Source organism: Rhodanobacter koreensis (assembly GCF_054782855.1).
The window spans coordinates 540,581-557,151 of the sequence record NZ_BAAGRR010000001.1; the positions used below are offsets into that span (position 1 = coordinate 540,581).

At 63.7% G+C, this 16,571-nt stretch carries 14 protein-coding genes and 1 tRNA gene; 3 read left to right on the top strand and 12 right to left on the bottom strand.

Annotated features, from left to right (window positions below):
• Positions 1-24 precede the first annotated feature (24 nt).
• From ACYVKM_RS02315 to rplM, 4 genes are all read right to left on the bottom strand, one after another.
• Positions 25-1,923: a chloride channel protein gene (locus tag ACYVKM_RS02315; RefSeq protein ID WP_460875427.1), complete on the bottom strand. Its 1,899-nt coding sequence runs from the start codon at positions 1,921-1,923 to the stop codon at positions 25-27.
• A gap of 274 nt (positions 1,924-2,197) precedes the next feature.
• Positions 2,198-2,271, bottom strand: a tRNA-Gln gene (locus ACYVKM_RS02320).
• Between the two features lie 12 nt (positions 2,272-2,283).
• Positions 2,284-2,676, bottom strand: coding sequence for a 30S ribosomal protein S9 (gene rpsI, locus ACYVKM_RS02325; protein ID WP_460875429.1), 393 nt, complete (start codon positions 2,674-2,676; stop codon positions 2,284-2,286).
• Positions 2,677-2,685: 9 nt separating this feature from the next.
• Positions 2,686-3,114 (bottom strand): 50S ribosomal protein L13, encoded by a 429-nt coding sequence (gene rplM / locus ACYVKM_RS02330; RefSeq protein WP_460875431.1) that lies wholly within the window; start codon positions 3,112-3,114, stop codon positions 2,686-2,688.
• 154 nt (positions 3,115-3,268) lie between these two features.
• Between rplM and ACYVKM_RS02335 the strand changes: the two genes are divergently transcribed.
• Complete coding sequence (locus tag ACYVKM_RS02335; protein WP_460875432.1) at positions 3,269-4,510, top strand: (Fe-S)-binding protein; 1,242 nt, start codon at positions 3,269-3,271, stop codon at positions 4,508-4,510.
• On the top strand, positions 4,507-5,148 hold the full coding sequence (gene coq7 / locus ACYVKM_RS02340) for a 2-polyprenyl-3-methyl-6-methoxy-1,4-benzoquinone monooxygenase (RefSeq protein WP_460875433.1): 642 nt from the start codon (positions 4,507-4,509) through the stop codon (positions 5,146-5,148). The genes ACYVKM_RS02335 and coq7 overlap by 4 nt, the downstream gene beginning before the upstream one ends.
• 134 nt (positions 5,149-5,282) lie before the next feature.
• Here coq7 and speD read toward each other — a convergent pair whose 3' ends face one another.
• Entirely contained in the window at positions 5,283-6,068 is a 786-nt protein-coding gene (gene speD, locus ACYVKM_RS02345) for an adenosylmethionine decarboxylase (protein ID WP_460875434.1), read from the bottom strand.
• 285 nt (positions 6,069-6,353) lie between these two features.
• On the opposite strand from speD, the gene crp reads away from it, so the two are divergent.
• Positions 6,354-7,055, top strand: coding sequence for a cAMP-activated global transcriptional regulator CRP (crp, locus tag ACYVKM_RS02350; RefSeq protein ID WP_460876496.1), 702 nt, complete (start codon positions 6,354-6,356; stop codon positions 7,053-7,055).
• On the opposite strand, the gene ACYVKM_RS02355 is transcribed toward crp, so the two are convergent.
• The 7 genes from ACYVKM_RS02355 to ACYVKM_RS02385 form a co-directional block, all read right to left on the bottom strand.
• Positions 7,052-8,044: a bifunctional helix-turn-helix transcriptional regulator/GNAT family N-acetyltransferase gene (locus ACYVKM_RS02355; RefSeq protein WP_460875436.1), complete on the bottom strand. Its 993-nt coding sequence runs from the start codon at positions 8,042-8,044 to the stop codon at positions 7,052-7,054. The genes crp and ACYVKM_RS02355 overlap by 4 nt on opposite strands.
• 131 nt (positions 8,045-8,175) lie before the next feature.
• Entirely contained in the window at positions 8,176-8,880 is a 705-nt protein-coding gene (locus ACYVKM_RS02360; protein WP_460875438.1) for an HAD family hydrolase, read from the bottom strand.
• 5 nt (positions 8,881-8,885) lie between these two features.
• Positions 8,886-9,680 (bottom strand): indole-3-glycerol phosphate synthase TrpC, encoded by a 795-nt coding sequence (trpC, locus tag ACYVKM_RS02365; protein WP_460875440.1) that lies wholly within the window; start codon positions 9,678-9,680, stop codon positions 8,886-8,888.
• Between the two features lie 91 nt (positions 9,681-9,771).
• Positions 9,772-10,830, bottom strand: a complete 1,059-nt coding sequence (gene trpD / locus ACYVKM_RS02370) for an anthranilate phosphoribosyltransferase (RefSeq protein ID WP_460875442.1) — start codon at positions 10,828-10,830, stop codon at positions 9,772-9,774.
• A complete protein-coding gene (locus tag ACYVKM_RS02375) occupies positions 10,827-11,423 on the bottom strand; it encodes an anthranilate synthase component II (protein WP_460875444.1) in 597 nt (198 codons plus the stop codon). The genes trpD and ACYVKM_RS02375 overlap by 4 nt, the downstream gene beginning before the upstream one ends.
• Before the next feature lie 187 nt (positions 11,424-11,610).
• The gene (locus ACYVKM_RS02380; RefSeq protein WP_460875446.1) at positions 11,611-13,155 is read right to left on the bottom strand and encodes a sulfotransferase; all 1,545 of its coding nucleotides are present in this window, start codon (positions 13,153-13,155) and stop codon (positions 11,611-11,613) included.
• A 229-nt stretch (positions 13,156-13,384) separates the two neighbouring features.
• A complete protein-coding gene (locus ACYVKM_RS02385) occupies positions 13,385-16,504 on the bottom strand; it encodes a TonB-dependent receptor (protein WP_460875448.1) in 3,120 nt (1,039 codons plus the stop codon).
• Between the last annotated feature and the right edge of the window lie 67 nt (positions 16,505-16,571).

Below are 16,571 nucleotides of genomic sequence, written 5' to 3' on the forward strand. Positions count from 1 at the left end.
TTTTCGTTTCCGCCGGGTACGGCACTACGCGACGGGGCGCGGCTTCAAACCATCACGGAAACGCAGGTGGCGGGAGGAGTTGCGCGCCTCGCGCAAACGCCTGGCATGCGCCGACAGCAGATCGCCGCGGGTGATGATGCCGACCAGCTGCTGCGGGTCGTCCTTGCCCAACACCACCAGCCGGCCCACGCTTTCGGCCACCATGTGATCGGCAGCCTCGCGCAGCGAGTGGCTTTCGTTCACCGCGATCAGCGGTCGCGTTATCAGCTCGCCCAGGGTCAAGGTGTAATGCCATTGCGGATCGAGCAGGGTACGGCGAGTCAGCACGCCCTGCACGCGGCCACTCTCATCCAGCACCGGATAGCCCTGGTGTTGTGTCTCCGGCACGCCTTCGGCCAGCCAGCGGCGCACTTCGGCCAATGCCTGCGTGGTGCGCAGCGTCACCACGTTGCGCGAGCAGGCCTCGCCCACGCCGACCTGGTCGAGATAGTCGGCCACATATTCGGACGGCACGCGTACGCCGCGACGCACGATCTTCTCGGTCATGATGGTGTTGCGCATCATCAGCGCCGAGATCAGGTAGGCCGCCGTGCAGCCACCGAGCAGCGGCAACAGGCCGGCCGGCTGGCCGGTGGTCTCGAACGCGAACACCACCGCGGTGAGCAGCGCACGCGAGGCGCCGGCGAAGATCGCCGCCATGCCGACCAGTGCCGCGATACGCGGGTCCACACCGAACTGCGGCGCCACCATCACCATGCCGATGCCGATCAGCGCACCCAGCGCGCCACCGATGGTGAACAGCGGTGCCAGTGTGCCACCGGAAGTACCGCTGCCCAGGGCAATCGACCACGACACGAACTTCATCACGCACAGGAACGCCAGTGCCGCCAGCGTCAGCTTGCCGTTGAGGATGTTCTCGATATTGGTATAGCCCACGCCCAGGGTCAGCGGCGCGAAGTAGCCGACCACACCTACTACCAGGCCACCGATCGCCGGCCACCACATCCAGTGCACCGGCAATTTCTCGAACCAGTCCTCGATGTCGTACACGATGCGCGTGGTCCACACGCTGACCAGGCCGATCAGCGCGCCGATGAGCACGTAGATCAGCAGTGCCATGCCGCCGGGCGACGCCAGCACCGGCATCTGGAATACCGGCGTGGAACCCTGCAGGAAATAGCGCACGCCGGTGGCGGCGACACAGGCCAGCGCTACCGGAATCAACGAGCGCGGGCGCAGTTCGAACAACAGCAGCTCGACCGCCAGCACCACCGCTGCGATCGGTGCGGAGAACACCGCCGCCATGCCGGCAGCCGCGCCAGCGGCCAGCAGCACCTTGCGCTCGCTGCCGGTGACCTTCAGCACCTGGCCGATGAACGAGCCCAATGCACCGCCGGTGGCGATGATCGGGCCCTCGGCGCCGAACGGGCCGCCTGTACCGATCGCGATCGCCGAGGAGATCGGCTTCAGGAAAGTGATCCGCGGCGGAATCTTCGACTCGTTCAGCAGCACCTGTTCCATCGCCTCGGGGATGCCGTGGCCACGGATCGCGCGCGAGCCCCAGCGCGCCATCACGCCGACGATCAAACCGCCGATCACCGGGATCAGCACGACCCGCCAGCCCAGGTGCGGCACCGCATCGGCCGGTGACGAGAACGCGGTCGACCAGCGGCCGTAGAACGCCAGGTTCGTCACCACGCCGATCAGTGCAGTCAGCAGCTTCGCGATCAGCGCGGCCAGCACGCCCAACACGACCGAGACGGCCGTGATCCGCAGCACGCGCCGATCCACCAGGGTCGAACGACGCGGCATGCGTGCCGCGTCCAGACTCGCACTCATGCCGGGCGCCAACGGCAGCGCGTCAGTACTGCCTTCGGTCCGCACGCCCGGATGGCCGGGCTCGTTGTCGTGCACAGAAGTCATGGATCCGCCCGGGAGGTTAAAGGCGGAAATTTTACGCTGGTGCAGCGCAGAACCGAAGAGTGAAGCGTGATGATTTGCAACGAAATATCTTGCAGTCAGCCGTCATCCGTGGACCGTTGACACGTAGCCGGGTCAAGTCGATGGCTGTAGCCATCACCGGAGCCAGGCAGCGGCACACGTCCATCCCGACCCATGGCGGAAACGAAAAAGCCCGCCGGAAGGCGGGCTTTGGATCGCATCACCACGCATTGCTGCGCGTGTCGGGATCGGGATGTGGCAGCCCCGGATGGATTCGAACCACCGATGCCTGAGTCAGAGTCAGGTGCCTTACCGCTTGGCGACGGGGCTATGAAGCTGAGTTTAGCGCTTCGAGAACTGCGTGGCGCGACGTGCCTTGTGCAGACCGACCTTCTTGCGCTCGACCTCGCGGGCGTCACGGGTCACGAAACCGGCCTTGCGCAGCGGCGACTTCAGGCTTTCGTCGTACTCGATCAGTGCGCGGGCGATGCCCAGACGGATCGCGCCGGCCTGGCCGGTGATGCCGCCACCGGCAACCGTCACGGTGATGTCGAACTTGTCCGTGTTCTGGGTCAGCTCAAGCGGCTGGCGCACGATCATGCACGAGGTCTCGCGACCAAAGAAGGCCTCGAGCGACTTGCCGTTGACTTCGATCGCGCCCTTGCCCTTGCGCAGGAACACGCGGGCGGCGGAGGTCTTGCGGCGGCCGGTGCCGTAATTCTGCTGGATCGTCATGATGGTTCCTTAGAGTTCCAGCGCCTGCGGCTGCTGTGCGGTATGCGGATGCTCGGCGCCACCATAGACCTTGAGCTTGCGGTACATCTCGCGGCCCAGCGGGTTCTTCGGCAGCATGCCCTTGACGGCGGTCTCGATCACGCGCTCCGGATGGGTCGCCAGCAGGTCCTTAAGACTGGTCGTCTTCAGGTTGCCGATGTAGCCGGTGAAGCGGTGGTACATCTTGTCGTCCAGCTTGGCACCGGTGACAGCCACCTTCTGCGCGTTGATCACCACGATATAATCACCGGTGTCGCAGTGCGGGGTGTATTCCGGCTTGTGCTTGCCGCGCAGACGACGGGCGATTTCGGTCGACAGGCGACCGAGCGTCTTGTTCGTGGCATCGACCACGAACCAGTCGCGCTTGACGTTGTCTGCATTGGCGCTAAACGTTTTCATTTCAGAATACCTGTCTGCCGCCGTGAGGCGGTATGCATGATTCAAGAAAGCATGCTTCGGTGGAACAAAGGCGCGAGATGATAGCGGAGCTGTCATCCATGGCGCAAGCCCACCGACCGGCGAGCTGTGAGCTGGCAATGATAGCATGACGAGCATGCCGCTTGAAAAGTCCCCCATGCGCGCGCCGGCCGGCCGCATCGCCGAGCTGGCCGACCAATGCGTGCAATGCGGGCTGTGCCTGCCGGTATGCCCGACCTATGCGCTGGACCGCAACGAGGCGGAATCACCCCGCGGGCGCATCGCGATTGCCGCAGCCCTGGCTCGCGGCCAAGCCGATCCCACGGCAGGACTGCGCGAGCACCTGGACCACTGCCTGGGTTGCCTGAATTGTGAAACGGCATGCCCGGCCAACGTGCAGTACGGCGAATTGCTGATCGAAACCCGCGCCATGCTGGGACCCGCGCCACAGCGGCCCCGGCAATTACTGAACCTGATCAAGCGCCCTGTGCTGATGCGTACTTTGCGCCGCATCGGCGGCTGGATGGCACTGTCGCACTGGAAGGACTGGCTGGCGCGACGACTGCCAGCGACCTCGCCCTGGCGCGCCGCCCTGCTGATCATGCCGGCTGCCACCCCCACCGCACGTGTTCAGGCCAGCCGGGATGAGGCCAGCCAAGGTGAGAGTGAGCAGGCGCGGTTGGCGCTGTTCCCCGGTTGTGTAGCCGGCGTCGACGATACCCAAGCGCAGCAGGCCGCCGTGACCTTGCTGCACGCCGCGGGCTTCCGGGTCAGCGTCTTGCCTGCCTTCTGCTGTGGCGCGATGGATCTGCACGGTGGCCTGGTGCATGCCGCCGGACAGGCCGCGCAGCATGTGCGCCAGGCATGGGAAGCCAGCGGTGCAGCGCGACTGGTTTCGGTGACGCCCGGCTGCATCGGCACACTGCACCGCGCCCTGCCCGGCGTGAACGTGATCGACCCGCTGGAGCTATTGGCGGCACATGCCGAAAAACTGCATTTTCGCCCGCTGGCGCAACGTGTGGCGCTGCATCTGCCCTGCACGCAGATCAACGTGGCGCGCAGCGACAGTGCGACACTGCAACTGCTGCGTCGCGTGCCTGGGCTGGACGTGATGCCGTTGCCACGACCGCCTCACTGCTGCGGTGCAGCCGGCAGCCACCTGCTGGAATTTCCCGAGCGCGCCGCCCGGCTGCGCGATGCAACGCTGCGGCAAGCCGCCATGCTGGACCCGCAGCTACTGTTGTCGTCCAATATCGGTTGTCGCCTGCATCTGGCCGCCGGTTTCGATGCACACGGCCTGCATTGGCCAACCCGGCATCCACTGACCTTGCTGGCGCAGCAATTGATAAACACCACGTTGGATCAGGCAAGCCCATGAATATCCGCACGCTCAGCCCACTCGACCGCCTGCTCGCCGGCTGCGAGCGCGCGCTGGAAGCGATCGCCGGCGCGCCGGCATCCCAGCGTCCCTCACCTGCCACCGGTATCGGCGAAGCCGAGCTGGACGATACCGAGCGCCGCCATGCCGCCGGCCTGATGCGGATCAACCATACCGGCGAGGTCTGCGCCCAGGCGCTGTATCTCGGCCAGGCCGTCCTCGCGCGCAACGCGGATAACCGCGAACACCTGCTGCACGCGGCGGCCGAAGAAACCGACCACCTGGCCTGGTGCACACAACGCCTGCAGCAGCTGGACAGCCGCCCCAGCGTGCTCAACCCGCTGTGGTACCTCGGCAGCTATGCGATCGGCGCGGCCGCCGCACTGGCCGGCGATCCCGTCAGCCTCGGCTTCGTGGTGGAAACCGAGCGTCAGGTGGAAGCGCACCTGGCCGAACATCTGGAGAAACTGCCGGCGCAGGACGAACGCTCGCGCGCCGTGCTGACCCAGATGCAGGCCGATGAAATACGCCATGCCCAGGCCGCGCAGGAGCGCGGCGGCGTCGAACTGCCGTTCCCGCTGCCACATCTGATGCACTTCAGTTCGACGGTCATGAAGACGGTGGCGTATCGCGTTTGATGGGCGCGTCGCCCCGGACAGCCCTTTCGCGAGCACCCGCCCTCACCTCAACCCTCTCTCCCACAGGGACTACCTTCGGGTCGCCTGCAGGGGAGAGAAGGGAAGAAAAAACCCGCCTTTCGGCGGGTTTTTCGTCACATCAGGTTGCGGCCGTGGAACAGCTCCTCGATCTCGCGGCGCAACAGCGACTCGATGCGCTGGCGCTCCTTGAACGACAGGTCGTCCGCGTGCGAGTCGAACAGGTACGTGTCGAGGTCGAAGTCCTTGATGTGCATCTTCGTGTGGAACATGTTTTCCTGGTACACGTTGACGTCGAACATCTCGTACTTCTGGCGGATGTGCTTGGCCAGGTAGTCCTGCACCGAGTTGATCTTGTGGTCGATGAAGTGCTTCTTGCCCTTGATGTCGCGGGTGAAGCCGCGCACGCGGTAGTCGCACACCACGATGTCCGACTCGAAACTGTCGATCAGGTAGTTCAGGGCCTTCAGCGGCGAGATCACGCCACAGGTGGCCACGTCGATATCAGCGCGGAACGTGGCGATGCCGTTGTGCGGATGCGTCTCCGGGTACGTGTGGACGGTGATGTGGCTCTTGTCCATGTGCGCGACGACGGCACCGGAAATGGTGTCGCGGCCGAGTTTCTCCAGCACCGGCTCCTCGGAGATCAGCATGGTCACCGAGGCACCTTGGGGATCGTAGTCCTGGCGCGCGATGTTCAGGATGTTCGCGCCGATGATCTCGGCCACGTCGGTGAGGATCTGGGTCAGGCGGTCGGCGTCGTACTGGTCATCGATGTACTCGATGTAGTTGCGGCGCTGGTCTTCCGACACGGCGTAGCAGATGTCGTAGATGTTGAAGCTCAGTGCCTTGGTCAGGTTGTTGAAACCCTGCAGGCGCAGACGGGGAAGTGGTTTGACCACGGCGGCTCTCCATGACCGGACATCCGGTCAGCAGTAGAGGCGGGTTAGCGACAAGGGTCCCCGCAGAATGGTGTGAAGCGCAGGCAGGTAGCCTGCACGACCCTTGTGAACGGCATGCGACAAGCTCATCGCTACCGAAAGACTGCGAAGTATGCGGCAAAACAAAACGAAATTGAACCTGCGGCAAGCCGTCCGGGTTTGCCATAATGCCTAGCTTGCGGAAGTATCACGGATACGCATGCTGCGATTGCGATGGTCGCTGCGGGCAAGACAACCAATTCGGGGGTGATCGTGGCGCAACTCAAATACCAGCTTCAACAGGCTTTCGAGCGCTCGCAGGCGCCGCTCGGCTTTGCTCCGGACCCTGTCGCGATGGAACGTTTTCTCGGGCTGTGCCATCGCCGCCGCTACCCGGGCAAGACCGCCATCATCCGCCCCGGCGACCCGGCCAACACGCTGTATTACGTGATCGAAGGGTCGCTGGCGGTCTGCACCGAGGACGAGCAGGGACGTGAACTGATCCTCGCCTACATCAGCCGTGGCCAGTTCATCGGCGAGATGGGCCTGTTCGTGGAACAGGCGCAGCGCGAGTCGATGGTGCGTACACGTACCCCATGCGAGATGGCCGAGGTCAGCTACGAACGGCTGTTCCAGCTGATGGAAGGCCCGCTGCGCGAGGAATGTCCGAAGATCCTGTTCACGATCGGCGCCCAGCTCACCAACCGCCTGCTGCGCACCTCGCGCCAGGTCAGCCGGATGGCCTTCATGGATGTCACCAACCGCATCTCGCGCACCTTGCTGGACCTGTGCCAGGAACCGGATTCGATGACGCATCCGGACGGCACCCAGATCCGCATCTCGCGCCAGGAAGTGAGCCGCATCGTCGGCTGCTCGCGCGAGATGGTCGGCCGCGTGCTCAAGCAGCTGGAAGAGCAGCGGATGATCGACGTCTCCGGCAAGACCATCGTGGTGCGCGGCACCCGCTAGGATTGGCGCGCCGTTCGTTTGCGGACCGGTGCAGCGCCCTTCTTCGGCGCGTAAATCATGTAGACGTCGGCTCGCGCGTAATGCGAGTCGCTGCGGATCGTCGGCTGCAACACAAAGCCGGCCCGCTCGTACATGTGCAGCGCGGGCTTCAGGCTGCTGTTCGATTCAAGGAACAGGGTATGGCCGCGGCGTCGCTGGAACTCGGCGATCGCCGCATCCAGCAGCCGGCTTCCGGCACCCAGGCCGCGGAACGATTCGTCCACCCCCATCTTGGAAAGTTCATAGACGCCCTGCTCTTCGTGCAGCAGCGCGCAGGTGCCGATCACCACGTCGCCCAGCAGCGCGAAGAAGATGGCTCCGCCCGGCTCCAGCACCGCATGTTCGGGGTCACGCAATACCTGTTCGTCGATCGGCTCGATCACGAAGTGCTTTTTCAGCCACGCTGCGTTGAGCCTGTAGAAGTGCTCGCGCAGCCGCGGCTCGAACGGCACGACCTCGACCTTCGACTGCTTCAGCACCACGTGCCTGGCCAGAATTTTCTCGACGATCGATTGCTCGTCCAGGGCGTGCTCACAGGCATGCAGTGCTTGCAGCAAGCGCTCGCTTTCCTGCCCCAATGAATCCTGCACGCCCTGCCGGATGGCCGCCCAGACCGGACCCAACCCGGCCAGCGACCGGCTTCCCTTCTCGGTCAGTACCAGCAGGCTGCGCCGTCCATCGGCCGGATCGTTGCGGCGCCGGATCATGCCAGCACGCAGCAGACGACCTGCCAGCTGGCTTACTGCCGAATGAGTCTGGCCAATGGCGCTGGCCACCTCGGTAACGGTGGCAGGGCCGCGTTCCCACAGATAACGCATCACCGGAAACCAGCGCGATTCGATCCCGGCACCGCAGCTCCGATAGACCTCGTCGGCGGCGGCGTAGAAGCGATCACTGAGCGCCTTCAGGCGACTGCCGAACGCCAGTTCGGAAAGAGAGGACAGGTACACGGCCAACTCCGGCAATTACGTAAGTACTAACGTAATAAGTCGTCGATCATGCCGCAAGTGCCGCGAAACACCGCCGGCAATGATGGAGAAACGCGCGCACGGTCATTCCCTTGAAGAAACGTGACGGCGACTCAGAACCACTCGACGCGGGTAACTGCCCGGCCGAGCGCCTTCTCGATCTTCTTGCACAGCGTGGGCGTGCCGTTGACCAGCACCGCCTCGGTGGCCAGTTTCAGCATCGGTGCGTCGTATATCGAATCACCGTAGGCCACCTGCCACGCCGTGAGGCCGTGCTGCGCCAGCAACTGCACCTTGCGTCGCCCCACGTTGTGCCATTGCGGCCGCATGCCGAGCCAGCCGCGACGCAGTCGCGAGGCGAGCACCTCCAGGTTGGTCAACCCCAGCTGCTGCAGGATGCCGCTTACCAGGGCGTGCTCGCAGCCGGTCACCACGATCACCCGGTCGCCGGCAGCCTGATGCCGGCGCAACGTCTGCAGACCATCGCGGCAGAACTGCCGCGGCCGGTGCACCAGGCTCGCGGCAAACGCATCGGCCGCCGCCTGGTAGCGCTTCTCGCTCAGCCCGAGCAGGGCGACGCGCACCAGCGTGCGTAACGGCAACCGGCGCGAGAACGGCAGCTGCAGCAGCAACAGTGGCGTGCACAGCAAGGCCAGCAATTTGCGCCACAGCGAACTCCTGTAACGCTCGCGCATGAACAGGTAGAACGCATCGCCGTGAATCAGCACGCCGTCGAAATCGAACAACACTACACGCTGAATCACTGCAGGCTGCGCCGCCGCGTCAGCCGCTACCGCATCCATCTCCCCCTTTGGCATGATGGTCACGGCGTGGCGAACAATCGTCGCAATTCGCTGCCGGGATCCTCGGCGCGCATGAAGGCTTCGCCGATCAGAAACGCCTGGATGCCACCCTCGCGCAGACGCGCCACGTCTTCCGGCGTATGGATGCCGGACTCGGCCACCAGCACGCGGTCGTACTCGATCATCGCCTGCAGCGCCAGCGAGGTGTCCAGCGAAGTCTCGAAATTGCGCAGGTTGCGGTTGTTGACGCCGATCAACGGCACCGGCAACGCCAGCGCACGCTCCATCTCTTCCTCGTTGTGCACTTCGCACAGCACGTCCAGATCGAGTTCGGCGGCGAGCAGCGACAGTTGCAGCAATACATCGTCGTCCAGCGCGGCGACGATCAGCAGGATGCAGTCGGCACCGATCGCACGCGCTTCGTATACCTGATACGGATCGATGATGAAGTCCTTGCGCAGCAGCGGCAGCGAACAGGCCGCGCGCGCCTGTTGCAGGAACGCCTCGCTGCCCTGGAAGAAATCGCTGTCGGTCAGCACCGACAGGCAGGCAGCTCCGGCCTTCTCATAGCTCTTCGCAATCGCCGCCGGGTCGAAATCCGCGCGGATCACGCCCTTGCTCGGACTGGCCTTCTTCACCTCGGCGATCACTGCAGGCAGGCCAGCAGCGATCTTTGCCTCGATCGCAGCGGCAAAACCGCGGGTATCCGGCTGCTCGGCAATGCGCGCCATCAGCCCGGCCAGCGGCAGCTTCGTCTGGCGTTCGGCAATCTCTTCCGCCTTGCGGGCAAGAATGCGATTGAGAATGTCGGTCATGGCATCTCGCTCGTTCGTGTATAAGCGCATCCTATGCGCGATTGCGATGTCGTGTCGTCAACGCGATGAACACACGCCCTTCAGCGTGCCGTCACATCGAGCCGGCAAGCCGCTGGGTAGCCGCCACGAAGGCCTGCATTTTCGCATGCGCCGCGCCGCTGGCAATCGTTTCGCGCGCACGCTCGATGCCGTCGTCGATGGATTCGACCACATCGGCCGCATACAGCGCGGCGCCGGCGTTCAGGCAGACGATGTCATGCGGGATGCCACGGCGGCCCTCCAATGCCTCCAGCAGCATCGCCTTCGACTCATCCACGTTTTCCACCCGCAGATTGCGGCTGGAGGCCATCGCCAGACCGTAATCCTCCGGCTCGATCTCGTACTCGCGCACCACGCCATGGCGCAGTTCACCGACCAGGGTAGCCGCGCCCAGCGAGATCTCGTCCATGCCGTCGCGCCCCCACACCACCATCGCATGCTGCGCGCCGAGTTGTTGCAACACGCGTACCTGGATGCCGACCAGGTCGGGATGGAACACGCCCATCAGGATGTTCGGTGCATCGGCCGGATTGGTCAGCGGACCGAGGATGTTGAACAGCGTGCGCACGCCCATCTCCTTGCGCACCGGCGCCACCACCTTCATCGCCGGATGATGGTTCGGCGCGAACATGAAGCCGATGCCGGTCGCCGCCATGCACTCGGCCACTTGGGCCGGCTTCAGGTCGATCGACGCACCGAGTGCCTCCAGCACATCCGCGCTGCCGGACTTCGACGATACGCTGCGCCCGCCATGCTTGGCGACGCGTGCACCTGCCGCCGCCGCGACGAACATCGAGGCGGTGGAGATGTTGAAGCTCGATGCACCGTCGCCGCCGGTGCCCACGATGTCGAGGAAATGCGCGTGTGGTGGTGCGTCGACCTTGGCCGATAGTTCGCGCATCACGCGCGCCGCACCGGTGATCTCGCCGACGGTTTCCTTCTTCACGCGCAGACCGGTCATGATCGCTGCGGTCATCAGCGGGCTCACCTCGCCACGCATGATCTGGCGCATCAGCGCGATCATCTCGTCGTGGAAGATCTCTCGATGCTCGATCGTGCGCTGCAGTGCTTCCTGCGGGGTAATCGTGATGTCGCGACCATGCCCGTTCATGCGGCCAGCCGCAGCGGCAGCCCGAGGAAATTGCGCAGCAGATCGTGACCGTACTGGGTCAGGATCGACTCGGGATGAAACTGCACGCCCTCGACCGGCAGCGTCTTGTGGCGCAGGCCCATGATCTCGTCGATCGAACCATCCGGATTCTCCGTCCACGCGGTGACTTCAAGACAGTCCGGCAGCGACGACTGCTCGACCACCAGCGAGTGGTAGCGCGTCGCCTCGAACGGATCCGGCAGGCCGGCGAACACGCCCTGTCCGCGATGGCGCACCGGCGATGTCTTGCCATGCATGATCTGCTTGGCGCGGATCACCTTGCCGCCGAACACCTGGCCGATCGCCTGATGACCGAGGCACACGCCGAACACCGGGATCTCGCCGGACAGTTCGCGCAATACATCCAGCGACACGCCCGAATCATCCGGCGTGCCCGGCCCGGGCGAGATCATGATGTGCGAAGGCCTCAGAGCGCGGATGCCGGCGATATCCAGCGCATCGTTGCGCACCACCTTCACCTGCTGCCCCAGCTCGCCGAGATACTGCACGAGGTTGAAGGTAAAGCTGTCGTAGTTGTCGATCATCAGGAGCATGGCTGGCCTTGCGAGATGGCGACATGGTGCGCGCCGCGGGTTCCGTATTATAGCCTTCCACTTGCCCGCGAGCCCGACGGCTCAACTGCAACAAAGGGCCAGGCCTGCTTGTTGTTGCGGGCCATCGCCTTGAACGGGCGAGCACCGAGCCGTCCGGCGAGGCACCGGCACTGCCTGGATGTATCGCTCACTCCGCCAGCACGCCTGCATCACGCAGGCGCTGACGCAGGTGATCCAGTCTGTCGCCATAAAGGGCGCTGCGCGCGGTGTCGCTGCGCAACGGTTGCCGTACCTGCGCCGCGCTTGGTGAGCTGAGCACCGCGCGCGACGTCTGGTGAAATTCGAGACATGCGGGATCGAACGGCAAGCCGCAGAAGTCCAACAGGCGGCGGGTCACGGGTTCCGGCTCGGCCACCAGCGACTCGTAGGGGAGATCGAACACGCGGGCCGGATACTTTTCGAGCCAGAATCGTGTCAGGCGCAGGAAATCGATGCAGTAATCGGCCATCTCGTCGAGATCGCAGGTAAAACCGACCTTTTCGGTGAAACATTGTCGATAGCACGCCAGGCACGTTTCCACCGGATCGCGCCGCACGATGATCACGCGCGCCGCCGGCAACATCGCCAGTGCCGCGCCGACGAGGTACCAGGTCACCAGGCTTTTGTCGGTGAAGCGCGGTTTGGTCTTGCGCCAGTTGGTGGTCCGCGCGAGGTAGTCGTTGCCCATGCGCCGCCAATCCTGCGCCGTGGCGTCCGGCGCCCACAGCGGAAACGCCGAATGGCGGCGCTGCGTTTCCGCGTCGATCACCTGCGACATGTCCTTGATCTCGTTGGCGCCCTCGACCTCCGGATGCGAGGCCAGGATCTGTTCGACCAGGGTCGAGCCGGAACGCGGAATGCTGACGATGAAGATGACCTCACGGCCCAGCCCTGCATCCAGCGGCGGCGGCATGTCGTTGGCGAAGATGCGCTGGATCGCCTCGACGCGCCGGTGCTCGCCCGCGGCGTCCCACCTCACCCGCTTGCGCCGCGATGCATTCGCGAGCCGGAACATCTCAAAGGCTTGCGCATAGTCGCGCTGATCTTCCAGCGCCTTCGCCAGGGTAAAGCTGAGCAGCTCGCGATCGCGGTCTGACAGATTCGCGCGCGTCAGGGCCTGCCGCAGTGAAGCTTCATCCGCGGCATCGAAGCGAACCGTGTTGAGGTTCGACAATCCAAACCATCCCTCGGCGTTGCCCGGATCAACTTTCAGCATGCCGCGGAATCCGGCCACGGCAGCGTCGATCTGACCGAGGCTCGCCTGCGCCCGGGCCAGTGAAAGCATGGCCGGAATGTATGAGGGAACCAGCTCGAGCGCGCGCCGCAACGCTTCGATGGCTTCTTCCGTATGCGTCTGTCGCCATAGCGCCTCGCCGAGATTGAACCAGGCTGATCCCGAGTTGGGCGCCAGTTCGCAAGCACGACGCAACTGCGCCATGGCCTCATCGATCTCGCCGCGTTCATACAGGGCGATGCCGAGTCCGATGCGCAGATCGGAATCCTCCGGCCATGCCGGCAACACCCGTCGAAAACAATTGGCGGCCTTGGCGTGGTCGCCACGACGCTGGGCAGCCGTGCCCAGCATGCGGATGGCATCCGCTTCATCCGGCACCAGCGCCAGCACCTGGACGATAAGGCGCTCGGCGGCATCGAATTGTCGCTGCGCCCACGCCTGGCGCGCGCTCGCCAACATGCCGGCGGCTTGCTGCGAAAGTGGCTGTCGAATCGGACCCGGCATCGATGGAAACTCTGTGGGGAGCGTCAACACGGCAGGCTACACAAGTCGCGCACCGGCCGCAAAAAATCGCCGGGAGCGATTTTTGGCATCGCGTCAGCGATGGCCCGAAGGGCGACTGCCAAGGATGGAGGTCGCAAAAAAGACGCCGGGCGTGAGCCCGGCGTCGGTGGTTTGCCTGCGTGATTTAGAAATCGTAGGCCACGGAGAGCCGTGCGCTACGCGGTGGCCGGGTGTTCTCAAGTCTGCCGTAGTCGGCATTCGGACTGCTGGTGGTTCCGAACGAGTCGTTGTAGAAAATCCCCGTCTGCTCGTTGAACAGATTGAATATCGCGAAGTTGAAGTCGAGCTTGTGCTGGGCCCAACCCGGCTTGTAGTCCAGACTCAGGCCGACGTCGTGAGTCCAGGGCGTAAAGCCCAGCGAACCCGGCGGTACCGGTTGCCCGCCGCACCAGAAGTAGGTGTGCGAACCATGCAGAGCTACCTGATCTGGTCCGTATCCGCCACGGCAGAGACGCGGTGTACCCGAGGTGATGTACAGGTTCGCGCCGACCGTCCACTCAGGCGTGAGTGCATAGGCACCGAAGATCTTGAACTGGTGCTGGCGGCTGTTGGGCAGGATGCCGCTGGAGTACTCCATTCTTTCCGGGAAGTCCCACGCGGTGGTGAGTGACTCGTACGATCCTCCCTGCTGGGAATACGTGCTTACCGGTCCCTCGTCATTGCCCCAGGTCCGGGAGAACACATAGTCGAACTTGCCAAACCACTTGCCGTCCCACGCATGCTCCAGCGACAGATCCAGCGAGTAGTAGCGGCGCTCCGGGCCCTTGACGAAGCCTTGATCCTCCTTGGTGAATTTCACTGGAACGAGTGATCCGTCCGGTGCCTTCATCAGGATGTCGTTGGTTATGCCCGGATTGACCAGCACAAGACTCTGGGCGTAGTTGCTGCAGTCTGCCGGCGTCATCCATGCATAGCCTTGCGCCACACCGGCCGCGCACTCGCGCTGCTCATCGTCGTAGTCGTCGATGATGCGGTTCATCCGCTGGTAGGTACCGGTGGCGCCAAACACCCACTGCGTGCCCAGCATCTGGAACTGCTGCTGCATGCCCAGCACATAGTTGTCGGAGAACTCGGCCTTGATGTTCTGCGCGGCCGATACGCGCGGATCCTTGGCTTGGCCGTATTCGCTGTCGATCGACACGCCCGTGGACGGACTCTGCGGCAAGGGCGTGAACCCGATCGGTGCGCCGGTGGCCGGATCGATGCCCGTGTAGGTGCCGTACACGCCGGCATTCGTCACGGGAGCGGCAATGGACAGTGCCACCTGATCCGGCAGCGCCAGGTAATAGCGGCCGGCATTGCCGAACACCTTCAAGCTGGCATCGCCATGCACGTCCCAGCTGAAGCCAAGGCGGGGCGCCCATTGCGGCTTGGTCTCCCTGATATAGGGCACGCCCGACGCGTCGTAGTTGGTGAACTGGTCGTCGCGCAGGCCGATGTTCAGCAACAGGTGGGGGGTGACCTGCCAGTTGTCCTGGATGTACTGGGCACGCTGGGCCACATGCACGGAGGCGACGCTGAGGTCGACATGCTGTTGCACGTAGTAGCAGTTTCCACCATGGCACTGGGTCGATGGGGCGACATACGGCGGAACGTTGGGATCGGTGCCGAACACTGCCTGACCGGGAGCGCTTTCCCCGTAGATCCATTCATAGCCCGGCCCGGTGTTCTGCGAACCGTCATTCAGATCGTAGGAGTTGATGTTGTCGATGCCGACCGAGAAATCGTGGTCGCCCAGCTTGTAGTCAAGACTCAGGCGGTAGTTGGTGATCGATTCGCTGTGCCTGGGATCGGCGATGGTCGAGTTGCCCTGCGAGCTGACGATACCTCCCGGCGGCACAAACGCGGGATCCTGCTGCGAAGCGCTCTCGATATGCGGCAAGGCAGGATCGAAACCCGGATAACCCGGCTGCTGCGAGTAGTACTCGCCGTGCATTTTTCCGAACATCGCGTTGAGCGTGAGATCGTCGGTGATGTAAGAGGTGTAGTTCGCCGTCCACATCTTGAAAACGGTCTTGTACGTCTGATCGAGGCTCGAGAAACCACCGTTCTGCAAGGTGCTGTAGTCGAAGTCGTCGAAACTCCCCCATGTCTTGTTCGAATTCTTCAGGCCGGTAACGGTCAGCGTATTGCTGTCATTGATGTTCCAGCTCAGCTTGCCGTACAGCTTGGGATCGTGAACCGTGGTTATGTGTGTGGTGGCACCGCTGCCACTGAACTCGGACGTCGACCTGGCGTGCAAGTCGTCCTGCTCGGCACTGATGAAGAAAAACAGCTTGTCCTTGATGATCGGGCCGCTGATGTAGGCGTCGTAGATCGTCTCGCTGCCCTTGTCGCCATTGCGGTAAAAGGCTATGTCGCCGGGCTGGTTGCCCGGATTTTTATCAAGCGGATTGGCGTAGTAGTAGTTGATGGGGCTGGCCTGCAGACTCGCCGGCTGCCACAGCGCACGCGCACCGAAATGCACGTCGTTGTCGCCGCTCTTGCCGATCTGGTTGATCACGCCACCGATGGAGCGGCCGTATTGGGCGCCGTAACCGCTGGTGAAAGTCTGCTGCTGCTCGATGGCGCCGTACGGCAGCGTGACGCCACCCTGGTTGTTGAGCGCCTCGGTGACGTTCATGCCGTCGACGTAGTAGGCGTTCTCGGCCGTCGAAGCGCCGCCGAACACATTGATCGGCGTACCAAGCGGGCCGCCGCCGACCTGGGGCGAGCCCATGCCCACGCCCGGTGCCAGCATAGCGATGTCTTCCGCGGTGCGCTGGATCGGCAGCTGCTGCAACTGCTTGGCCGTGATCGTCGTGACCTGGTTGGTCGTGGTCACGTCGATTGGTGGAATGGCATTGCCCGAAACGTTGATCGTCGCCAGATTCTGTGCATTGGCGGCGCTGGCAGCGGAGATGAAGTCGACGGCCACTGCGCCCGCGGCAACCGGACTGACACCGCTGCGAGTCTGCACGACCTTGCCATCCTGCAGCAGCGATACCGTATAGGTACCTACTGGAAGGGTGATCGCGTATTTGCCGGACGACCCGACCGTGATGGTGCGATTGAAACCCGCGCCGCCGGTGATCTGAATGCTTTCGTTGGCGGCCACCGGTACCGTGCCGTAGATGGTGCCGTTGATCGCCTGCGACCAGGCGGCACCTCCAAAACCCATGGTGATGGAGCCGATAGCCAACGCCAGCGCCTTGCGCTGGAAAGCGTTGTTGCGCCGCGACGCGATAGGAAATTTGTTTCTCATTGATATATACCCCGTTCGATCAATGGCCTAGCTGGTTGATGAATCCCCTGCAACGAACTTGAAATCA